Source organism: Streptomyces sp. NPDC051909 (assembly GCF_040681095.1).
GTDB lineage: Bacteria > Actinomycetota > Actinomycetes > Streptomycetales > Streptomycetaceae > Streptomyces.
This window is the reverse complement of record NZ_JBFAYA010000015.1, coordinates 188618-209710: the sequence shown is the minus strand read 5'-3', so window position 1 is coordinate 209710 and position 21093 is coordinate 188618. Positions and strand designations below refer to the sequence as shown.

Sequence of the window (21093 nt, the reverse complement as noted above, 5' to 3'; positions counted from 1 at the left end):
GGCTACGTCAGCTGGAGCAGCATGATGATGTCGTCGCGGTCGTCACCCGGGGCCACCCGGATGGCGGCCGGGACGCGTCCGACCTCCTTGTAGCCGGCCCGCGCGTAGAAGGCGTCGACGCCGGTGCCGCCCCGGCAGGTGAGCCGGATCGCCTCGACGTGCCCGAAGCCCTCGCCGGTACGGGCGGCCTCCTCGACCGCCGCCATGAGGTCGAGCCCGTATCCCTTGCCCTGGTGCTCGGGGTGCACCATCACCGTGTACAGCCACACCCAGTGCCGCATCAGCGGGTGCCCGTTGGACGTGTAGAAGGCCGTCGCGGCGACCTCGCCGTCCTCGTCGCGGCCGACGAGCAGCCGCGTGCCGCCCTCGGCCATCCCGACCAGGTGCCTCAGCAGCGCGGGCCGGATCTCCTCCGGCGTCACGGGCGGGACGAAACCGACGGCGCCGCCCGCGTTGGACACGTCCGCCCAGAGGGCGAGGACGCCGTCGCGCAGCTCGCGGTCGACGGCGGGATCCAGCTCGAAGGTAAGGGCCATGAGCGGAGAGTATCCCTTACGGGTGGGTCGCTCAAGGGATTACCCCGGGCCCCGCTCCCGGGTGGGGTGCCGTTCCGTGCTTCACTGGAGTGACGCTCGTCCGGTATGGGAGGGACACGCAAATGCTCCGCTACACCCTGATGCGCCTCGGCATCTTCGCCGGCAGCTTCCTGGCGCTGTGGGGCCTGGTCTACGTCGGCGTGCTGCCGCGCGGCCTCGGCGACTCCAACTTCCTCTGGGTCCTGCTGCTCTCGCTCGTCATCTCCGCGCCGCTCAGCTTCGTGCTGCTGCGCAGGCAGCGGGACGAGATGAGCATCCAGATCGTCGAGAAGGTGGACCGGGCGAAGGGCCGCCTGGAGGCCAACCGCTCCGCCGAGGATGCCGCGTAACGCACCTCACGCGCTTCGTCACGAGAACCCCCGGTCGGGAGCTTCGAAGGCTCCCGCCTGGGGTTTTCTGCGTTTCCAAGGGGATTCGGCCCGTCCTGGCCCGATCTTGCCTCAAAGAATGGCTTTGAGGTTCTCAAAGTTCAAGTGTTAACGTACGGGGCATGACGACCCCAGTGCGCCTCCCCGATGCCGCGAGCACCCCGCTCGTGGCGCGCCTGCACGTCGATCTGTGCCGCTGTATGTCCGCGGTCTGTTGCCGCGAGCTCTGACCCGGCATCATGCAGCGGCGCCCGCGCTTCGAGCGCGTGTGAGTGCCGCACCCCCGTCCCCGTATTCCCCGATACGCACCAGTGGAGTGTGTCCGTGTCCGCGTCCTCGTCCGCGCCCGTGACGAAGTCCCGTATACCCAAGGTCCCGTTCTGGGCCCAGATCGTCGCCGGTCTCGTCCTCGGCGTCCTGCTCGGCTGGGTCGCCCGCAGCCAGGACGTCGGCTGGCTCCAGGAGACCCTGAGTCAGGTCGGCGGCATCTTCGTCCAGCTGCTCAAGCTGGCCGTCGCCCCGCTCGTCTTCTTCGCGATCCTCGTCTCGATCACCAACCTCCGCAAGGTCAACAACGCGGCGCGGCTCGCCGCGCAGACCCTCGTCTGGTTCATGATCACCTCGCTGATCGCGGTCGCCATCGGCCTCGCGATCGGCCTGATCACGAACCCGGGCGCCGGCACCGGCCTCACGCCGAAGGACGGCAAGCTCCCCGAGCACAAGGGCAGCTGGATCGACTTCCTCACCGGCATCGTGCCGACGGACGTCATCACGCCGTTCACCGAGCTGAACGTCCTGCAGATCGTCTTCATGGCCGCCGTCGCCGGCATCGCCGCCCTCAAGCTCGGCGAGAAGGCCCAGCCGATCCTGACCCTCTCCGAGTCCGTCCTGGAGCTGCTGCAGAAGGCCCTGTGGTGGGTCATCCGGCTCGCCCCGATCGGCACCGCCGGCCTCATCGGCCGCGCCATCGTGAACTACGGCTGGGACCTCATCGGCAAGTACGCCACCTTCACCGCCGACGTCTACATCGGCTGCGCCCTGGTCCTCTTCGGCGTCTACCCGCTGCTGCTCGCGACCGTGGCCAAGCTGAACCCGATCCAGTTCTTCAAGGGCGCCTGGCCCGCCATCCAGCTGGCCTTCGTCTCCCGCTCCTCGGTCGGCACCATGCCGGTCACCCAGCGGGTCACCGAGCGCCTCGGCGTCCCGAAGGAGTACGCCTCCTTCTCCGTGCCGTTCGGCGCCACCACCAAGATGGACGGCTGCGCCGCGATCTACCCGGCGCTCGCCGCGATCTTCATCGCGCAGATCTTCGACGTGCAGCTGGGCGTCAAGGAGTACCTGCTCATCGCCTTCGTCTCGGTCATCGGCTCGGCGGCCACCGCCGGCCTCACCGGCGCGACGGTCATGCTCACCCTGACCCTGTCCACGCTCGGCCTCCCGCTGGAGGGCGTCGGCCTGCTCATGGCGATCGACCCGATCCTCGACATGGTCAGGACCGCCACCAACGTGGCCGGTCAGGCCCTGGTCCCGGTGATCGTCTCCGCCCGCGAGAAGATCCTGGACGTCGCCGCCTACGAGTCCGTCTCGGCCTCCCCGGTCGACAACCTGGCGGACGCCCCCGCGGCCGAGCAGAAGACCCCGGTCGCCGCTGCCGCCTGACGCCGTTCAGCACCCGGTTCCGAGGCCCGTTCCCCTTCGGGGGCGCGGGCCTCGCGCGTACCCGTAGGGTGGCCGGTGTGGCGGGGACGAGGAGGCTGCCGCGCGAGGTGCGCGAGCGGCAGATGATGGACGCGGCCGTACGGACCTTCGGCCGGCGGGGCTACCAGGCGACGTCGATGGACGAGATCGCGGAGCTCGCGGGGGTGTCCAAGCCGCTGGTCTATCTCTATCTGCACTCCAAGGAAGAGCTGTTCACCGCGTGCATCCGGCGCGAGTCCGAGGCGCTGCTCCGGGTGGTGGCCGACGCCGTGGAGGGCGACGGGCCGGCCGAGGAGCGGCTGTGGGCGGGGGTGCTCGCCTTCTTCACGCACACCGCCGAGCGCCCCGACGCCTGGGCGGTGCTGAGCCGGCAGGCGCGGGCGCAGGGCGAGCCGTTCGCGACCGAGGCCGAGCGGATGCGGGAGCGGATCATCGCGTACGTGGGGCGGCTCATCGCCGCCGCCGCGCGGGAGCCCTGCGACGCCGAGGGCCTCGCGCAGGCGCTGGTCGGCGCGGCCGAGTCGCTGGCGAACTGGGCGAACGGGCAGTCCGGGGTGTCCCCGGAGCGGGCGGCCGGGACGCTGATGGGGCTCGCATGGCGGGGCCTGGCCGACCTGGCCCCGGATCTGTCCAAATCCCTCTCCACGCCCTAGATTTACTCGGAAGTAAGGTTACTGTCCGGTTCTCGCCCTGAGGAGCCGCACATGCCCGTCCCCGAGCGCACGCCCGAGCCACGGCCCGGACCTCAGCCCGAGCTGGTCCGCGTCGACGGCATCGTGCGGGAGGCCTCCGTACCGGCGCTCGTGCCGCCGCCGCGCCGCGGCTCCCTCGCCGACCTGCCGTACGACACCGCACGCGAGGAACCCGCCGCCCCGCTGTTCTCCCGCAAGGGCCCCGACGGCACCTGGACCGACGTCACCGCCTCCGCCTTCGCCGCCGAGGTGCACTCCGTCGCCCGGGGACTCATCGCCCAGGGCCTGCGCCCCGGCGACCGGCTCGCGCTCATGGCCCGCACCCGCTACGAGTGGACCCTGCTCGACTTCGCCGCCTGGGCCGCCGGACTCATCACCGTCCCGCTCTACCCCACCGCCTCGTCCTACCAGATCCGCTGGATCCTCCAGGACTCCGGCGCCGCCGCCTGCGTCGTCGAGGACGCCGCCCAGGCCCGCCTGGTCTCGAACGAGCGCCGCCAGCTGCCCTCCCTCGGACAGCTGTGGGTGCTCGACACCGGCGCCGTCGACCAGCTCCGCAAGGCCGGCGCCCACGTCACCGACGAGGCCGTCACCGCCCGCCGCGGACTGCTCACCCCGCAGACCCTCGCCACCCTCGTCTACACCTCCGGCACCACCGGCCGCCCCAAGGGCTGCGCCCTCACCCACGCCAACTTCTTCGCCGAGGTCGACAACGCGGTCGCGCTCCTCCACCCGGTGTTCGGATCGGCCGGCAGGGAACCCGCCTCCACCCTGCTCTTCCTGCCGCTCTCCCATGTCTTCGGCCGGATGGTCGCCGTCGGCTGCGTCCGCGCCCGGGTCCGGGTCGGGCACGCGCCGAGCGTCGAGGGCGACGAACTCCTCGCCGACCTCGCCGCCTTCCGGCCCACCTTCCTCCTCGCCATCCCCTACGTCCTGGAGAAGGTCTTCCACACCGCCCGCGCCACCGCCGAACGCTCCGGCCGGGCCGCCACCTTCGACCGCGCCGCCAAGGTCGCCGAACGCTACGGACAGAGCACGGCCGCCGCCGCCCGCCCCGCCCTCGGCCTGCGCGCCGCCCACGCCCTGTACGAACCGCTCGTCTACAAGCGCATCCGGGCCGTGCTCGGCGGCCGCGTCCGGCACGTCATCAGCGGCGGCTCACCGCTCGGCGCCCGGCTCGCCGAGTTCTTCTCCGGCGCGGGCATCGAGGTCTACGAGGGGTACGGCCTGACGGAGACCACCGCGGCCGCCACCGTCACCCCGCCGTACGGCCCGCGCCCCGGCACCGTCGGCCGCCCGCTGCCCGGCACCGCCGTGCGGATAGCCCGCGACGGCGAGATCTGGCTCAAGGGCGGGCACGTCTTCGCCGGCTACTGGGACGCCCAGCGCGGGGTCGCCCTGCCGTACACCGACGAGGGCTGGTTCCCCACCGGCGACCTCGGCGCCCTCGACGACGAGGGCCATCTGCGGATCACCGGCCGCAAGAAGGACATGATCGTCACCTCCGCCGGCAAGAACGTGGCCCCCGCCCCGCTGGAGGACTGGCTGCGCGCCCACCCGCTGGTCGCCCAGTGCATGGTCCTGGGCGACGACCGCCCGTACGTCTCGGCGCTCGTCACCCTGGACCACGAGGGCCTGCTCCACTGGCGCCGCACACGCCACAAGGACCACCTCGCGCTGTGGGAACTCGCCCGCGACCCCGATCTCCTCGCCGTGGTCCAGCGGGGTGTCGACGACGCCAACCGCCTGGTCTCGCGGGCGGAGTCGATCCGCGCCTTCCGGATCCTGACCACCGAGTGGACGGAGTCGAGCGGCCATCTGACGCCGTCGCTGAAGCTGAAACGGCGGGCGGTGCTGCGGGACTTCGCGAAGGAGATCGGCGAGATGTACGACAACCAGGGCTAGGGCCTGTCCGGCCCTGATCCGCCGGACAGGCCCTAGGGCCAGAGGAGTTCGCGCGTCCAGGTGGTGTCCCCGGGACGGCGGCGGTAGCGCAGCCGGATGTGCCGGCGCCGCTCGTCGCCCTGGAAGAACTCGACCTCCTCCGGCTCGACGACGTACAGCGTCCAGCTCGGTGCGTGGGCCTCCGGCTCGCGCCGCGCCCGCTCCCAGGCCGCCTCGCTCGCCCCGGCCAGTTCGTCGAGCGAGCCGAGGGGTTCGCTCTGGTGCCCGACGAGCGCGGAGGCGAGCGCTCCGGTGGTCCGGGCGTGCAGATCCGCGTACGCCTCCTCGGGCGTCCCGGTCACCACCCGGCCCCGCACCCGCACCTGGCGGCCCTGGACGGGCCAGTAGAAGGTGAGCGCCGCCTCGGGCCGGGCGGCCAGCTGGCGGCCCTTGGCGCTGCTCGCGTGCGAGGCGAAGTGCCAGCCGCGCGTGTCCGCCCCGTGCAGCATCACGATCCGCACGTCCGGCCGCCCCTCGCCGTCCGCGGTGGCCAGTGCCATCGTGTGCGGCTCGACGGCCCCGGCCGCGACCGCCCCGGTGAACCAGGTGTGGAAGAGCGCCACCGGCTCCTCCGGCACGTCCGCCGGATCGAAGCCGGGCAGCTCGGTGTCCCAGACCCGCAGAGACCGCAGGGCCTCCAGAAATCGCCGCTCGTCGTCCAGTTCGTCGTCCATGGCGACCATCATGAGGCCAGGCGACGGGCCCCGGGCGCCGCTGCCGCGTGTGCCTCGTACGTCCCGTACTCCTTCAGCGGGACCGCGTTCGCCGCCTTCTGGATGTCCTCGCGGATCTTCTTCGCGATCAGGTTCTTCCACGGGGTCTTCGGCAGGGTCCGCACCATGAACATCCGCAGGGCGATCTTCCACCTGGTGTCCGCGGTCATCTCCTTCACGAAGCCCTCGGCCATCCGCTGGTTCTGCTCGACCCCCGGCCGCATCACGCGCTCGTACTCCTCGAACGCCACGCGGTGGTCGCCGCCCGCCGCCGCGAGTTCGCCGGCGAGGACGTAGGCGCCGGCGAGGGCGAGCCCGGTGCCCTGGCCGGAGGCGGGGGAGGCGCAGTGGGCGGCGTCGCCGAGGAGGACGACCCGGCCGCGCGACCAGCGGTCCATCTCGATCAGGCTGATCGAGTCGAGGTAGAAGTCGTCGGCGGTCTCCGCGTGTCCCATGAGCCGGGGGATCTCCCAGCCGTCGCCCGCGAACGCCTCGCCCAGCAGGCGCTTCTGGGCGGTGACGTCCCGGTGGGAGTAGGGAAGCTCCTGCGGCGAGCGGAAGACGAAGAGGTTCTTCGCGGAGGTCTCGCCGGACGAGCTGTAGACGCACACCAGCTTGCCGGGGAGGGCGTGGTACGTCTCCCAGCGCTTCAGGCCCAGGTGGTTGGGGGCGGTGAAGATCGAGATGTACGCGCCCAGGTACCGCTTGAACCGCCGCTCCTCGCCGAAGACGAGCCGCCGGGTGTGCGAGTGCAGGCCATCCGCGCCGACCACCAGGTCGAAGCGGCGGACGGTGCCGGAGTCGAAGGTGACGGTGACCCCGTCCGCGTCCTCGGCCAGGCTCGCGATCGAGTCGCCGAAGAGGTACTCGACGTCGGCGCGGGTGCGCTCGTACAGGATCCCGGCCAGGTCGCCGCGCATGATCTCGTCGTCACCCTCCTCCCGGCCGCCGAAGACCTCGGCCGGCAGCTCGCCGATCGTGCGGCCGCGGGAGTCGACGTACGAGCCGCCGGCCATGTCCGTGGAGCGGGCCCGCACCTCGTCGAGGATGCCCATCCGGGCGCAGATCCCGATGGCGTCGCCGCGCAGGTCGACCTTGTAACCGCCGGTGCGCAGGGCGGGGGCCTTCTCGACGACGGTGGGGACGAACCCGTAGCGGTGCAGCCAGAGGGCGAGGGCGGGGCCGGCGATCGAGGCGCCGGAGACGAGGACGGTACGGGCGGGGTGGGCGGAACGGACGGAGCTGGTCATGGCAGGACTCCCGTGTCGGGTGGTGCGGGGTCGCTTCCGCCCCGCACCGACGACTATACGGATGTCCTACACGTCTGTCTATGACGACTGTATAGATTCAGCTCCGGCCCAGCACCACCGTCCCCGAGGAGCAGAACCAGCCCCCCGTCCCCGACGCCACCGCCAGCTCCGGCGGCGAGCCGTCCGGTCGGCGCACCTGCAACCCCGGTGCCTCGCCGCGCAGTTGGCGCACCGCCTCGACGAGGAGGAACAGGCCGCGCATCCCGGGATGGCAGGCCGACAGGCCGCCGCCGTCCGTGTTCACCGGGAGCCGGTCCTTCTCGGCGAAGTACGCGCCGCCCTCGCCCTTCGCGCAGAAGCCCAGGTCCTCCAGGGTCACCAGGGCCATGTAGGTGAAGGCGTCGTAGATCTCGGCGACCTCGATGTCGGACGGGCGCACCCCCGCCCGCTCGAAGGCCAGCCGGCCGCTGACGGCGGCGGGGGAGACGGTGAAGTCCGCCCATTCCGACATCGTGGTGTGCGAGACGTGCTCGCCCGCGCCGAGGATCCACACCGGCGCCTTCGCGGTGTCCGGCACGTACTCCTCGGCGGCGAGCAGCACCGCGCAGCCGCCGTCGCTGCGGATGCAGCAGTGCAGCTTGGTGAAGGGGTCCGCGATCATCGGGCCGCCGAGCACGTCGTCGACCGTGATCGGGTCGCGGAACATCGCCTCCGGGTTGAGCGCCGCGTGCGCCCGCGCCTGGACGGCGACCTCGGCGAGCTGCTCCAGGGTCGTGCCGTACTCGTGCATGTGGCGGCGTGCGGCCATCGCGTACTTGGCGATCAGGCTGTGCCCGTACGGCACCTCGAACTGCAGCGGGCCGCGCGCGCCGAAGGAGAGGTTGCCGGTGCGGCGGCGCGCCCTGATGTCGGCGCGGGCGGTCGAGCCGTACACGAGCAGGGCGGCGTTCGCGTGCCCGGCGGCGATGGCGTCGGCGGCGTGCGCGGCCATGACCTCCCAGGTGGCGCCGCCGACCGAGGTGGAGTCCACCCAGCGCGGCCGAAGGCCCAGGTACTCGGCGACCTCCACCGGGGCGAGGGTGCCGAGGCCCGCCGAGGCGAGGCCGTCGATCACGGAGCGGTCCAGGCCGCTGTCGGCGAGTGCGCGGCGGGCGGCCTGGGCGTGCAGGGCGTAGGGCGTGGCCTCGTCGACCCGGCCGACGTCGGAGAGGGATATGCCGACGACGGCGACGCGCCGGCGGCGGCCGGTTGTGGTGGTGGGCATGAATCTGACGGTACATCAGATAAGGCCGGATCCGGAGGCCCCGGCGGTCTGTGCTTCTGTCCCGCACGGCTCTAGCATGACGGCCCGTCAGATACGGAGGGGAGCCCCAGTCCATGGACAGCGACAGCGGCAGCGGCAGCGACAGTGACATCGGCACCGGCACGGTCGCCGACACCGGCACGGTCACCGACACCGCAGAGCAGCGGGAGATCCGCCGCACCCTGCGCGAACTCCTCGCCAAACGCGCCGGCCCCGCCGACCTCCGCGCCGCCGTCGCCACCCCCGAGGGGTACGACACCGGGCTCTGGGCCGCCCTGGCCGGCACCCTCGGCCTCCCCGGGCTCGCTCTCCCCGCCGCGTACGGCGGAGCCGGCTGCGGGCCCGTCGAACTCGCCCTCGCCTGCGAGGAGACCGGCCGCGTCCTCGCCCCCACCCCGCTGCTCGCCACCGGCGCCCTCGCCGCCCCGCTCATCACCGCCCTCGGCACCGAACGGCAGCGCGCCGCACTCCTGCCCCGGATCGCCGACGGCACCCTGACCTGCGCCCTCGCCCTGCCCGGCGGCTCCCTCCCGCTCGCCCTCGGCCTCACCGGCGACAACACCGCCACCCCCTGGGCCGGCGGCGGCCGCGCCGGCGGCATCCAGGCCGCCCCGGCGCCCGGCGGCGAGGGCTGGACCCTGTACGGGGAGGCCGGTCACGTCCTCGACGGGCACAGCGCCGGACTGCTCCTGGTCGCCGCGCACACCGGCGGCTTCCCGCGCAGCCGTACGCTGCTCTTCCTCGTGGAGAAGGGCGCGGACGGGCTCGTACGGCACCGGGAACCCGTGCTCGACCTCACGCGCTCCCAGGCGACCGTCCAACTCCGCCATGTCCGCGCCGAGTTGCTGGGCGAGGAGCCGCACGACGTGCCGGGCGCGCTCGCCGCCACCGGGCGGGGAGCCGCCGTCATGCTCGCCGCCGAGGCCGTCGGCGCCGCCCGCGGCGCACTCGACCGGACCGTCGAACACGCCGCCACGCGCGAGCAGTTCGGCCGCCCGATCGGCTCCTTCCAGGCGGTCAGGCACCGGCTCGCGGACCTCCTCGTCCAGATCGAGTCGGCGCGGTCGCTCACGCGCTGCGCGGCCCGGGACGGCGATCCCGTCTCCGCCGGACTCGCCCTCGCCCAGGCCCTCGACGCCCAGCGGGCGACCGCGGCCGAGACGGTCCAGCTGCACGGCGGCATCGGCATCACCTGGGAACACGACGCCCATCTGTACTTCAAGCGGGCGACCGCCGACGAACTCCTCTTCGGCCCCGCGGTACGGCTGCGGGCGCGGGCCGCCGAGCACGGCGGACTCTTCGGCGCGACCCCGGGAGAGGTGGCCTGATGCCCGTCGGACTGCGCATGCTGCAGAAGGTCTCCTCGACCCGCGCCTTCGCGAAGGTCGCCCCCCGCTTCATCCCCGCCATGGACCGCGCCGTGCACCGGCTCACCGGCGGAAAGGTGCTGCTCAGCGCCCGCATGCTGCCCGGCGTGGTGCTCACCGCCAAGGGCGCGAAGAGCGGGCGGCCCCGCGTCACCCCGCTCGCCTGCATGCCCGAGCCCGGGGGCGGCTGGCTGCTCGTCGGCTCCAACTTCGGCCGCCCCGGCCACCCCGCCTGGACCGCCAACCTGCTCGCCCACCCGGACGCGGAGATCAGCTGGCGCGGCGAGAGCCTCCCCGTACGGGCCCGACTGCTCACCGGCGACGAACGCGCCGAGGCCTGGCGGGCGGCGCTCGTCTTCTGGCCGCCCTACGCCACGTACCAGGCGCGGATCGAGCGCGAGATCCGCCTCTTCCGGCTGACCCGCCTGCCCTGAGGGGGCGGGTCCGGGCAGCAGAACGCCGACGGCGGTTCCCCGTAACGGAGACGGGGCCGCCGCCGGCGCGACAGGACGGACGGCTGATGAAGGGGGACGGGCGATTACCTGGTCGGCTTCTTGCCCGTGATCCCCAGGTGCACCAACAGGGCGAGGTTCGGCTTGAGTTCGGCCTGCTTCACGCCCCAGGTCTGGAAGCCCTTCTGGTGGCCGGCGACCGCCGCCAGCATCGCCACCAGCGAGCCCGCCATCGCCGCGGGGCTGACGTCCTTGTCGACCTTGCCCTTCGACTGGAGCTCCTTCACCGCGTCCGTCAGGGAGTTGGTGACCGAGTTCAGGATCTTCATGCGGATCTTGTAGAACCGCTTGTCGCCCTCTGCGGCCCCGAGGTCCACCACCCGCAGGATCGCGTCGTGCTTGCGCCAGAAGTCGAGGAATCCCTCGACCAGCTCCTCGGAGGTCTGCCAGCCGGCCTTGCCGACCCAGGACCGCCCGGAGACCAATTCGGTCAACCCGGCGCCTTCCTTGGCCATTTCCTCCGCGATCTCGAGGACGGCGCCCTCGACGTCAGGGAAGTACTGGTAGAACGTCGCGGGCGAAGTACCCGCCTTCCGGGCCACGTCGATGACCTTGACGTCCCGGTAGGGCGAGGAGCTGAGCATCTCACCGAGGCAGTCGAGCAGCTTCTGCCGCGTCGCCTGGCCGCGTCGTCCGGCCACGCGGCCGTCGACGGTGCGTACTTGTCCTGTCATGCCGTCAGCTTACCGACGGGTGATCGACGCGCGATTCGGCCGACTGCAAATGGGGTGCACCCCCTCCGGCAGGCCTCTGCGGGGGCTTCGAGCAGGGGCTTCGAGCGGGGCCTGCGGGCGGGCCCGGGCGGACCCTCCGGACCCCGCGCGGCGAGGTCCGGACCACCGTGCGCACCTCATAAGGCTTATTAACAGGCTGTGGACAACTTCGGTGGACAACCCAAGCGGGACAAGGGCTCCGGCACCCGAAAGGGCACAATCGTTCGCTTTCGGGCGCGTGCGGGGCCGCCCGAGCCGACCCATTCTGGTGGCATGGCCGTATTCGCACAGGGCACCCCCTGCTGGGTGGACGCGCAGCTTCCCGACCTCGAAGGGGGGAAGCGCTTCTACGGTGAGCTCTTCGGCTGGAGCTTCGACGCCTCGCGGGACGAGGCGCTGCTGCGGGGACGGCGGGTGGCCGGGCTCGTACCCAAGCGGGACGGGCGGATGCCGACCACCTGGACCGTGTATCTGGCCGCCGACGACGCCGGGGCGCTGGCCGCCCGGGTCAAGGCGGCCGGCGGGCAGATGGTGATGGAGCCGTACCCGGTGGGGCCCTTCGGAGTGCTCGCGCTCGCCGCCGACCCCGGCGGGGCGGTCTTCGGGCTGCGCCAGGCCGGGGACGACGACGGCTTCGAGGTGACCGGCGAGCCCGGGTCCTTCTGCTGGCTGGAGGTGTACACCCGGCGGCCGGAGGCGGTCGACACCTTCTACGCCAGCGTCTTCGGCTGGCTCGGCCGGCAGGTCGACCCCGCCGAGGAGGGCCGGGCCGAGGGCTTCGACTACCGGGTGTGGTCGCCGCCGGGCTCCCGGCCCGGGGACGACACCGCCTTCGGCGGCCGGGCCGTGATCACCGACGCCTTCCCGGCCGAGATGCCGGGCCATGTGCTCGTCTACTTCGCCGTCGAGGACTGCGACGAGGCCTGCGCCACCGCCGTCCGCCTCGGCGGCCGGGTCGCCGAAGGCCCCGTCGACACCCCGTACGGCCGCATCGCCGTCCTCCACGACAACCAGGGCGCCCGCTTCGCCGTCCTGGCCGAGCCGCCCGCCGAGCCGGCTGCCGAGCCCGACCCGGAGGACGCCGCGAAGCGGGAGGAACCGGACACCGGGCGCGCCGACGCGGCCGCCGCCCCGCCCTCCGACACGCCGCCGAAATGAGATGGGACACCCCGATCCGCCCCCGGGTTCGCAACCACCGCCCCGGACAGGAACAATCAGGGTCCACGGGGCCGTAATCTCATGGCCCTACGGGGAGGTGGCAGGCAAGTGGAGCAGCTGACGCAGCACGACCCGAGAAGGATCGGGCCCTTCGAGGTGCTGGGCCGGCTCGGCGCGGGCGGAATGGGGCTCGTCTATCTCGCGCGCTCGGCGTCCGGGCGGCGCGTGGCGATCAAGACCGTGCGGACGGAGCTCGCCGAGGACCAGCTGTTCCGGGTCCGTTTCACGCGTGAGGTCGAGGCCGCCCGCGCGGTCTCCGGCTTCTACACGGCGGCCGTCGTCGACGCCGACCCGCGGGCCGCCGTGCCGTGGCTCGCGACCGCGTACGTGCCGGCGCCCTCCCTCGAAGAGATAGTGAACGAGTGCGGGCCGCTCCCGGCCCAGGCGGTGCGCTGGCTCGCGGCCGGCGTCGCCGAGGCCCTGCAGTCCATCCACGGCGCCGGCCTCGTCCACCGCGACCTCAAGCCGTCCAACGTCCTCGTCGTCGAGGACGGCCCCCGGGTGATCGACTTCGGCATCGCGTCGGGCGTCTCCAACACGCGCCTGACCATGACCAATGTCGCCGTCGGCACCCCGGCCTACATGTCGCCCGAGCAGGCCCGCGACTCGCGCAGTGTCACCGGCGCCAGCGATGTCTTCTCGCTCGGCTCGATGCTGGTCTTCGCGGCCACCGGGCACGCTCCCTTCCACGGCGCGAACCCGGTCGAGACCGTGTTCATGCTGCTGCGCGAGGGCCCCGACCTGGAGGGGCTGCCGGACGAGCTGCGGCCGCTGATCGACGCCTGTATGCAGATGGACGTCGCCCAGCGCCCCACCCCGGCCGATCTGCAGGCGATGCTCGCCCCGCACCTCTTCGGCTCGGGGGAGGACGACAGCGGCACCGCCGCGGCCTGGCTGCCGCAGAGCGCCGTCGCCATGATCGAGACCCGCCGCGGCGGCCGGACCGTCCCGTCCGCCCCGGCGCAGCCGCCGATGCCGCCGCGCCCGCCGCGCGCGCCCGCCGAGCAGGGCGGCGGCGACCCCCGCTTCCCCGGCGGCCGGCACGCCGGTCCGGCCGGCGACTCCGCGCCGGCCTCGGCGCCCGTGCCCGTACCGGCGTCGGTGCCGGGGTCGGGGTCGGCGTCGGCCTCGGATCCCGGTCCGGTACGCCTGGCCGGCGCCGCCGTGCCGATCGGCCCCGGCCCGCGGGTGGCCGACACGCGCGCCGCCGTCCGGATCGGCCCGGGCTCCCCGGCGGACACGGCCACCGGCTGGATCCGCCCGCCCGGCGGCGCGAACGGCGCCGAGCCGGGCCCGCCGCCCGGTTCCCGCCCGCTGCCCGGCCCTGCCCGTACCCCGGACGCCACCGGGGCGGCCGGCGCGGCCACCCAGGCGCACGAGGCGCCCGCGCACTGGCGGCCGTGGCGGTTCCGCATGTCGAACGACGTGTGGGGCACCCCCGTGGTCGACGGCGACCTGCTCTACGTCACCTCCTTCGAGGTGCACGCCCTGGACACGGCGAGCGGCCGGCGCCAGTTCAAGACGCGGGACGTCGCCTGGTCGATGGCGGTGTCCGGGGGCCGTATCCACGCCTCCGACGGCCCGACGCTGTACGCGCTCGACGCGCACGACGGCGGCGAGCGCTGGCGGCTGCACACGGACTCCTGGGTGTACTCCCTCCAGGTGGACCGGGGCACCGTCGTCACCGGCACCCGCGGCGGCGGCGTCCAGGCCTGGGAGGCCTCCAACGGCGCCAAGCTGTGGGAGATCACCGGCGCCCAGACCGACTTCGAGACGCCCGAGGGCGGGCCGGCCGTGCACGGCGACACCGTGTACGTGTGGCGCGACGCCCGGCTCGCCGCGCTCGACGCCCGTACGGGCACGGAACGCTGGTCGTACCCGATCGGCGACGCCGCCTCCTGCGCCCATGTGCCGGTGCGGCTCGCCCCGGCCGAGGACGGCTGCGTGTACGTGGCGGCCGGCACCCGGGTGCTCTGCGTGGACATCGCGAGCGGCCATGTGCGCTGGCACTTCGAGGCGCCGGCGGTGTTCCTGTCGCCGCCCGCCTTCGCGCCCGGCCCGGCGGTCACCGGCGGCGGGGTGTACCTCGCCGACCACCTCGGCACGGTGTACGCGCTCGACGCCACGACCGGCAAGGACCGCTGGCGGATCGCGACCGAGCCGCGCCAGTCGACCGAGCCGGTGCTGGTCACGGCGGGCAACGTGCATGTCGGCAGCGGCAGCGCGCTCTACACCCTCGACGCGGTCACCGGCACCCCGAAGTGGCGGTTCGCGGCGGGCGGCGAGCTGATCGGCGCCCCGGTGGTCGCCGACGGCCGGGTGCACTTCGGCTCCGCCGACCACGTGCTCTACACGCTGGACGCGAGCGGCGGTCAGCTGCGCTGGAAGCTGGCGACCGGCGGCGAGATCACCGGTTCGCCGGTGGCCCGCAACGGTGTCGTGTACGCGTGCAGCAAGGACCGCTGCGTGTACGCGCTCGACGCGGTGAAGGGCACGGCGACCAACCGCGGCGCATAGCCCGTACGGACACCCCCTAGGCCGGGTGCTCCGGGGGCGGCGGCGTCTCGTCGCGCCCGGGGTCCCACGGCACGTCCGAGGACGGCGGCGGGGCCTGCTCCGGCGGGTGCGGCCGGTCGAGCGTCCTGGTCGGCGGGCCGTCGAGGGTCGGGTGCGTGGGCGCGTACGGCCGGTCGACCCGGGTGGCGTGCGGTTTCGGGCGCCCCGACATGACGGCCGCGCCGAGGAGCAGCAGGAAGGCGCCGCCGAGCGCGTTCGCGACGCCGTCGCCGAGGCCGCGCCCGTCGGAGCCGACGGTGAGGCTGCCCTCGGCCTGCCCGACCCGGACCATCCACAGGATGGTGAAGCCGAGCACGACGAGGCCGGCGAGGGCGACCAGCCAGCGGACGCGGAAGACGACCCCGGCCAGGGTGAGCACGGCGGCGAAGGCGAAGGGCAGCAGGATCGAGCCGATGACCTCGGCCCTGGCGTCGGTGATGCCGGAGAAGAGGTCCTCGATCGGGTAGTCGCGCCCGTGACGGCCGTCGTACCAGGCACGGAAGGGGCTCCAGACGGCGGCCGTCGCTCCGGCGAGGGCCAGGACGGAGCCGACGATGTTGCGGATCACCGATCGGCCTCCCTTGGTCCGGCTCTCGCTGTCGACGCTACGCCGGGTCCGGGGGGCCCGCCATGCGGCGGAGGGGCGGCGCTAGGGTGACGCGCACACGACGAACCCGTCTCCAAGACGGTCATGTTGCGATGCGGAACTCGAAGAACGTCGGTCAGGCCAGGCGGTGTGAAAGCGAGGGCGTCAGCGTCCAGTAGGGTGTCGTGCGCCTGTCAACGAACATCGCGGACGGGTACCGTCACTCTGCCTGTGCACTCGCACACACACTCAACGGGGGTTGAAGCGTGAAGCTTCGTCATGTCCGTGCCATCGCCGTCTTCGGTCTCGCCGTCGTCGCCCTCACCGGCGCCCGCGGCTCCCACGGGGCCAGCTGCGGCGGCGGCAGCAGCCACGGTTCCGGCAGCTCCAACCACTCCAGCAGCGGCTCCGACGGCAGCTCCACCTCCGGCAGCAGCTCCTCGGGCAGCGTCAGCGGCGTCGGCGGCTCGTCGAGGGACCGCGTCATGCGCGACATCAAGATCGACGAGTGCGCGCTCAGCGCGGACGGCAAGAACCTGGTCGCCAAGCTGACCTTCACCAACAGCGACTCCTCGGCGTACCTGTACGACGCCACCCTCCAGTTCAAGGGTGACGCCGGCAAGACCGTCGACCTCGCGATCGCGCAGGTCAACGACCTGCGGGTGGAGGGCGGCGCCTCGAAGTCCACCGAGGCGAGCACCCCGTACACCGGCAAGGGCGACGGCTCCGAGTACGCCAAGTGCGAGGTCGCCTTCGCGAACCGCGACGCCGCCTGACGCATCGCGCCTCAGCGCACCCGGAAGCCCCCGGTCCCGGTCCCGCCTCCGCCCGCGCCCCCGCGCCTCCCCGTGAACAGCTCGGCCTGCCGCTCCGCCGGCAGGTTCCCGAGCGTCACCAGGTGCGGGGCCTGGGCGAGGGCCTGGGACCTGGTGGCCTCCTTGGCCGTCCACAGGGCCCGTACGGTGCCCTGCACCGCCTCCGTGGGGGAGGCGGCGATCACCTCGGCGGCGCGCACGGCCGCCGCCAGCGCCCCGCCGCGCGCCGTCAGCTCGCTCACGAGCCCGGTCTCGTACGCCCGCCGGGCCGAGATGCGTTCGGCACCGCCCATCAGGGCCATCCGGGCGACCTCGCCGAACGGCATCCGCTGCGCCATGTGGATGGTCTCGAAGGCGCTGACCATCCCGTAGGTGACGTGCGGGTCGAAGAACTCGGCGCCCTCGCCCGCGATCAGGAACTCGGCCTCGCCGAGCAGATAGAAGGCGCCGCCGCAGGCCATGCCCTCGACGGCGGCGATGACCGGCTTCCACAGGTCGTTGGCCTTGGGGCCGAGGGCGATCAGCGGATCGTCGATCGTGTACGGGGACGAGGGCTGCGGCACCCGGCCGGCGTCCGCGCGGTCGATGCCGGTGCAGAAGGCCCGCCCCCCGGCCCCGGTGACGACGATCGCGCGGACCTCGTCCTCGTACCGGAGACCGCGCCACACCTCGCCGAGCCGGCGGGCCATCTCCAGGGTGACGGCGTTGTGCTTCTCGGGCCGGTCGAGGGTGATGACGGCGACCCCGGTCTCCTTGTCCCGCTCCACCCGGACGCCGGAGGTGCTCATCCGCGCTCCAGGAGCCAGCGGGGCACGGTCACGCCGTCGACCTCGGTGAAGGCCACCTTCACGGCGGCGCCGATCCGCAGCCGGACCAGGTCGACCGAGTTCAGGGGCGCGCCGGGGGCGGCGACGACGTTGCCGGCGAGGCGGATGCGGGGGGCGTCGGCGAGTTCGACGAGGACCGCGTTGTACGGGGCCTGGGCGGCGTAGTCGGGCAGCAGCGGCGGGTGGGGGAGGACGTAGGACCAGATCCGGCCGCGGCCGGACATCAGCCGCCACTCGCTGTCGAAGGACCGGCAGTGCGGGCAGCAGGGGCGGGGCGGGAAGCGCAGTTCGCCGCAGTCCGTGCAGCTCTGAACGCGCAGCTCGTGCCGGGCGGCGTACTCCCAGAAGGGGGCGCCGTCCTCGTCGATGAGAGGGGTCAGCATCGGGTCAGCTCCTGAGCAGTAGGGCCGATGTGGGGACGCCTTCGCCCGCCGTGACGAGGCAGGTGGCGGCGTTCGGGACCTGGGCGGTGGAGGCGCCGCGGAGCTGCTTCACGCCCTCGGTGATGAGGTTGAAGCCGTGGACGTACGCCTCGGAGAGCCCGCCGCCGCCGGTGTTGAGGGGCAGCCGGCCGCCGATCTCCAGGGCGCCGCCCTCGGTGAAGGCCGCTCCCTCTCCTCTGCCGCAGAAGCCGTAGCCCTCCAGGGAGAGCGGGACGAGCGGGGTGAAGGCGTCGTAGATCTGGGCGACGTCGACGTCCTCGGGGCCGAAGTCGGCGGTCTTCCACAGCTGCCGGGCGGCGGTCCAGGCGGGCCCGGTGAGCGGGTCGTCGTTCCAGTAGTTGACCATGCCGTGGTGCTGGGCGGGCAGGCCTTGGGCGGCGGAGTGGACGTAGACGGGCCTCTGGCGGCAGTCGCGGGCGCGTTCGGCGGAGACGACGACACAGGCCAACGCCCCATCCGTCTCCAGGCAGTTGTCGAAGAGGCAGAGGGGTTCGCTGATCCAGCGGGAGGTCATGTACATCTCGCGGGTCAGCGGGCGCTCGTACATGATCGCGTCCGGATTCTGGTTGGCGCGGTTGCGGCAGGCGAGGGCGACGTTGAAGAGGTGGTCGCGGGTGGCGCCGTACTCGTGCATGTAGCGGCGGGCGAGCATGCCGATCTCGTCGGCGGGCCGCAGCAGTCCGAAGGGCCGGGTCCACTGGCCGGGGGTGGGCAGCTGGACGGCGGTGTTCTTCCACGGCCGGGGGCCGGAGCCGCGCTTCCTGGACCGCCAGGCGACGCCGACGTTCGCCATGCCGGTGGCGACGGCGGCGGCGAGATGGCCGACGGTGGCGCAGGAGCCGCCGCCGCCGTAGCCGACCTTGGAGAAGAAGGTGACGTCGCCGGCGCCGATGGCCTTGGCGACCTCGACCTCGTCGGTGTCCTCCATCGTGTACGAGGCGAAGGCGTCGACCTCGGACGGGTCGATCCCGGCGTCGTCGAGGGCGGCGAGGACCGCCCGGCAGGCGAGCGTCTTCTCGGACTCGGGGAGGTGTTTCGCGAAGGGCGTCTGGCCTATTCCGACGACGGCTGTGCGGTCCTTGAGCACGGCAACCCCCACGCTGGTCTCGCTGGTCCGATGGCTGACAGCGCGTCAGGCTACAGCTAATCTGACGGATAGTCAGCTATGGGAGGCGGGGTCGGGATGGAGCGCGGCTCGATACCGGACGTGGGCTCGATACCGGAGTTGGTGCGCTGGGCGGCCGGGCGGTACGGGCCGGGGGAGGCGGTCGTCGACGGCCGCACCCGCGTCTCGTACGCCGAACTCGGCGCCCGGGTGGAGCGGGCGGCGGCCGCGTGCCTCGCCACCGGCGTACGGGCCGGGGACCGGGTCGCGATCTGGGCGCCCAACACCCTCGACTGGATCGTCGCCGCGCTCGGCGCGGTGAGCGCGGGCGCCGTCCTCGTCCCGCTCAACACCCGCTTCAAGGGTGCCGAGGCCGCCGACGTCCTCGCCCGCTCCCGGGCCCGGCTGCTCTTCGTCACCGGCACCTTCCTCGGCACCTCCTACGTCGCCTCGCTGCGCCGCGCCGGCGCCGAACTCCCGGACCTGCGGCGGGTGGTGGTGTTCAGCGACACGGTGCCGGACGACCCGGCGTACACCACCTGGAAGTCCTTCCTCGCGGAGGGCGACAGGGTGGATCCGGCGCGGGTACGGGCCCGGGCCGACGCCGTCGCCCCCTCGGACCCCTCCGACATCGTCTACACCTCGGGCACCACCGGCCGCCCCAAGGGAGCCGTCATCACCCACGAGCAGACCCTGCGCTGCTACGAGGTGTGGAGCGAACTCGCCGGGCTGCGCGAGGGCGACCGCTATCTGATCGTGAACCCCTTCTTCCACACCTTCGGCTACAAGGCCGGGATCATCGCCTGTCTGCTGCGCGGGGCGGTGATGGTGCCGCAGCCGGTCTTCAACGTGGACACCGTGCTCGCCAACATCGCGGCCGAGCGGATCTCGGTGCTCCCCGGCCCGCCGACCCTCCACCAGTCGCTGCTCGACCACCCGGCCCGCGGCGCGCACGACCTGTCCAGCCTGCGCCTGGTCGTCACCGGCGCGGCGGTGGTGCCGCTGCGGCTCGTCGAGCGGCTGCGGTCGCACCTGGGCGTGGGCACGGTCCTCACGGCGTACGGCCTCTCCGAGGCGAGCGGCATCGTCACGATGTGCCGCCGCGGCGACCCGGCCGAGGTCGTCGCGCACACCTCGGGCCGCGCGATCCCCGGAACGGAGGTGCGCCTCTCGCCCTCCGGCGAGGTCCTGGTCCGCGGCTTCAACGTCATGACCGGGTACTTCGAGGACGACGAGGCGACGGCCGCGGCGATCGACCCGGACGGCTGGCTGCGCACGGGCGACGTGGGGGTCCTGGACGAGTCCGGCAATCTGCGGATCACCGACCGGATCAAGGACATGTTCATCGTGGGCGGCTTCAACGCGTATCCGGCGGAGATCGAGCAACTCCTCGGCCTGCACCCGGACATCGCCGACGTCGCGGTCGTGGGCGTCCCGGACGCCCGGCTCGGGGAGGTGGGCCGGGCGTACGTGGTGCGGCGCCCGGGTTCGCCCCTGACGGCCGACGACGTCATCGCCTGGTCGCGCCGCGAGATGGCGAACTACAAGGTCCCGAGGGCCGTCGAGTTCGTGGAGGCGCTGCCGAGGAACGCGAGCGGCAAGGTCCTGAAGGGCGAGCTCCGGGCCAGGGCCGCCGCCCGCTGACGGCGCGCGCCCCGCCGCCCGGCCGACACGCCAAGGGCCCGGACCGGTCTCCCGGGCCGGGCCCTCCCCCCTTTGCGCGCGCGTGGCGTGCCGGCCGTTCCGACGGGCGGTCCCCACCACCTGCCGTCCCGGCCGGGTTCGATCATCACCCGAGGTCGAACGCGGGAGCGAGCCTTTCGCGCCGAATCCGTCAGGTCCATGGCCGAAATGCGGTGGAGGGGCCGGGCGGCTCGCCCGACCCCTCCACCTCCGGGTCCCGTACGGACCGCGCGGACTCAGCCCCAGGTTTCCCCCCGGTCCCCTGAAGCGTCCCCCGAGCCCGTGCTCCGTACGTCCCCGCCCGGCCCCGGCGACTCCCCCGATGGCGCCGCCGGAATCGATCCCCCGTGATGGTGCGGCTGAGGAGCCTGCCGTCAGATCGTCTCGCCGGTGGCGTGCGAGTCCAGCGGCTTGATCGGCTCGCTGGTCGCGTGCGAGTCCAGCGTCGTGATGCCGGAGTTCGCGTCGAGCGGCTTGATCGGCTCGCTCGTGGCGTGCGAGTCCAGCGTGGTGATGTCCTCGCCGGTGGCGTGCGAGTCAGCGGGCTTGAGGTTGTCGGCCATGGAGTCGACTCCTGAAATTGTCGGACTGGCGGATAGAAGAGCCGCTCGCCCGGAGATTCCCCCGTGAATCGCCGGGCGGACGACGTCCAAAGCCGATCACCTTAACGGTGGGGCCTCGCGCCGATCCGTCTGCCCCCCGAC

20 protein-coding genes are annotated in these 21093 nt (G+C 73.1%); 10 read left to right on the top strand and 10 right to left on the bottom strand.

Annotation, left to right across the window (positions count from 1 at the left end; genetic code table 11):
- Positions 1–2 precede the first annotated feature (2 nt).
- The gene (locus AB0M18_RS24300) at positions 3–536 is read right to left on the bottom strand and encodes a GNAT family N-acetyltransferase (protein WP_365761354.1); all 534 of its coding nucleotides are present in this window, start codon (positions 534–536) and stop codon (positions 3–5) included.
- A gap of 122 nt (positions 537–658) precedes the next feature.
- On the opposite strand from AB0M18_RS24300, the gene AB0M18_RS24295 reads away from it, so the two are divergent.
- The 4 genes from AB0M18_RS24295 to AB0M18_RS24280 all read left to right on the top strand — a co-directional run bounded on the left by AB0M18_RS24295 (position 659) and on the right by AB0M18_RS24280 (position 5259).
- On the top strand, positions 659–925 hold the full coding sequence (locus tag AB0M18_RS24295) for a DUF4229 domain-containing protein (protein ID WP_365761352.1): 267 nt from the start codon (positions 659–661) through the stop codon (positions 923–925).
- Between the two features lie 363 nt (positions 926–1288).
- Positions 1289–2623 carry a dicarboxylate/amino acid:cation symporter gene (locus AB0M18_RS24290; RefSeq protein WP_365761350.1) on the top strand — a complete coding sequence of 445 codons (1335 nt, stop codon included), beginning with the start codon at positions 1289–1291 and terminating at the stop codon, positions 2621–2623.
- A gap of 122 nt (positions 2624–2745) precedes the next feature.
- A complete protein-coding gene (locus AB0M18_RS24285) occupies positions 2746–3315 on the top strand; it encodes a TetR/AcrR family transcriptional regulator (RefSeq protein WP_365761399.1) in 570 nt (189 codons plus the stop codon).
- A gap of 51 nt (positions 3316–3366) precedes the next feature.
- On the top strand, positions 3367–5259 hold the full coding sequence (locus tag AB0M18_RS24280; protein ID WP_365761348.1) for an AMP-dependent synthetase/ligase: 1893 nt from the start codon (positions 3367–3369) through the stop codon (positions 5257–5259).
- A 32-nt stretch (positions 5260–5291) separates the two neighbouring features.
- Here AB0M18_RS24280 and AB0M18_RS24275 read toward each other — a convergent pair whose 3' ends face one another.
- The 3 genes from AB0M18_RS24275 to AB0M18_RS24265 form a co-directional block, all read right to left on the bottom strand.
- On the bottom strand, positions 5292–5972 hold the full coding sequence (locus AB0M18_RS24275; protein WP_365761346.1) for a pyridoxal 5'-phosphate synthase: 681 nt from the start codon (positions 5970–5972) through the stop codon (positions 5292–5294).
- An 8-nt stretch (positions 5973–5980) separates the two neighbouring features.
- Positions 5981–7261 (bottom strand): FAD-dependent monooxygenase, encoded by a 1281-nt coding sequence (locus AB0M18_RS24270; RefSeq protein ID WP_365761344.1) that lies wholly within the window; start codon positions 7259–7261, stop codon positions 5981–5983.
- Positions 7262–7358: 97 nt separating this feature from the next.
- Complete coding sequence (locus AB0M18_RS24265) at positions 7359–8525, bottom strand: acetyl-CoA acetyltransferase (RefSeq protein ID WP_365761342.1); 1167 nt, start codon at positions 8523–8525, stop codon at positions 7359–7361.
- 113 nt (positions 8526–8638) lie between these two features.
- Between AB0M18_RS24265 and AB0M18_RS24260 the strand changes: the two genes are divergently transcribed.
- Both AB0M18_RS24260 and AB0M18_RS24255 read left to right on the top strand, forming a co-directional pair.
- Positions 8639–9892, top strand: coding sequence for an acyl-CoA dehydrogenase family protein (locus AB0M18_RS24260; RefSeq protein ID WP_365761340.1), 1254 nt, complete (start codon positions 8639–8641; stop codon positions 9890–9892).
- The gene (locus AB0M18_RS24255) at positions 9892–10365 is read left to right on the top strand and encodes a nitroreductase family deazaflavin-dependent oxidoreductase (RefSeq protein ID WP_365761338.1); all 474 of its coding nucleotides are present in this window, start codon (positions 9892–9894) and stop codon (positions 10363–10365) included. The genes AB0M18_RS24260 and AB0M18_RS24255 overlap by 1 nt, the downstream gene beginning before the upstream one ends.
- A 104-nt stretch (positions 10366–10469) precedes the next feature.
- On the opposite strand, the gene AB0M18_RS24250 is transcribed toward AB0M18_RS24255, so the two are convergent.
- Complete coding sequence (locus AB0M18_RS24250) at positions 10470–11117, bottom strand: TetR family transcriptional regulator (RefSeq protein WP_365761336.1); 648 nt, start codon at positions 11115–11117, stop codon at positions 10470–10472.
- 312 nt (positions 11118–11429) lie between these two features.
- On the opposite strand from AB0M18_RS24250, the gene AB0M18_RS24245 reads away from it, so the two are divergent.
- Both AB0M18_RS24245 and AB0M18_RS24240 read left to right on the top strand, forming a co-directional pair.
- The gene (locus AB0M18_RS24245; protein WP_365761334.1) at positions 11430–12314 is read left to right on the top strand and encodes a VOC family protein; all 885 of its coding nucleotides are present in this window, start codon (positions 11430–11432) and stop codon (positions 12312–12314) included.
- 108 nt (positions 12315–12422) lie between these two features.
- Positions 12423–14891 (top strand): PQQ-binding-like beta-propeller repeat protein, encoded by a 2469-nt coding sequence (locus tag AB0M18_RS24240; protein WP_365761332.1) that lies wholly within the window; start codon positions 12423–12425, stop codon positions 14889–14891.
- A 16-nt stretch (positions 14892–14907) separates the two neighbouring features.
- On the opposite strand, the gene AB0M18_RS24235 is transcribed toward AB0M18_RS24240, so the two are convergent.
- On the bottom strand, positions 14908–15498 hold the full coding sequence (locus AB0M18_RS24235) for a hypothetical protein (protein WP_365761330.1): 591 nt from the start codon (positions 15496–15498) through the stop codon (positions 14908–14910).
- Positions 15499–15782: 284 nt separating this feature from the next.
- Between AB0M18_RS24235 and AB0M18_RS24230 the strand changes: the two genes are divergently transcribed.
- Entirely contained in the window at positions 15783–16292 is a 510-nt protein-coding gene (locus tag AB0M18_RS24230) for a hypothetical protein (protein WP_365761328.1), read from the top strand.
- Between the two features lie 11 nt (positions 16293–16303).
- On the opposite strand, the gene AB0M18_RS24225 is transcribed toward AB0M18_RS24230, so the two are convergent.
- The 3 genes from AB0M18_RS24225 to AB0M18_RS24215 are packed head-to-tail and all read right to left on the bottom strand — an operon-like array spanning position 16304 to position 18700.
- Positions 16304–17119 carry an enoyl-CoA hydratase/isomerase family protein gene (locus AB0M18_RS24225; protein WP_365761326.1) on the bottom strand — a complete coding sequence of 272 codons (816 nt, stop codon included), beginning with the start codon at positions 17117–17119 and terminating at the stop codon, positions 16304–16306.
- Positions 17116–17541 (bottom strand): zinc ribbon domain-containing protein, encoded by a 426-nt coding sequence (locus AB0M18_RS24220; RefSeq protein WP_365761324.1) that lies wholly within the window; start codon positions 17539–17541, stop codon positions 17116–17118. The genes AB0M18_RS24225 and AB0M18_RS24220 overlap by 4 nt, the downstream gene beginning before the upstream one ends.
- Positions 17542–17545: 4 nt before the next feature.
- Positions 17546–18700: a lipid-transfer protein gene (locus AB0M18_RS24215; protein WP_365761322.1), complete on the bottom strand. Its 1155-nt coding sequence runs from the start codon at positions 18698–18700 to the stop codon at positions 17546–17548.
- Between the two features lie 84 nt (positions 18701–18784).
- On the opposite strand from AB0M18_RS24215, the gene AB0M18_RS24210 reads away from it, so the two are divergent.
- The gene (locus AB0M18_RS24210) at positions 18785–20350 is read left to right on the top strand and encodes a FadD3 family acyl-CoA ligase (RefSeq protein ID WP_365761397.1); all 1566 of its coding nucleotides are present in this window, start codon (positions 18785–18787) and stop codon (positions 20348–20350) included.
- A gap of 413 nt (positions 20351–20763) precedes the next feature.
- Here the strand turns inward: AB0M18_RS24210 and AB0M18_RS24205 are convergent, their stop codons facing one another.
- The gene (locus tag AB0M18_RS24205; RefSeq protein WP_365761320.1) at positions 20764–20952 is read right to left on the bottom strand and encodes a hypothetical protein; all 189 of its coding nucleotides are present in this window, start codon (positions 20950–20952) and stop codon (positions 20764–20766) included.
- Positions 20953–21093 lie beyond the last annotated feature (141 nt).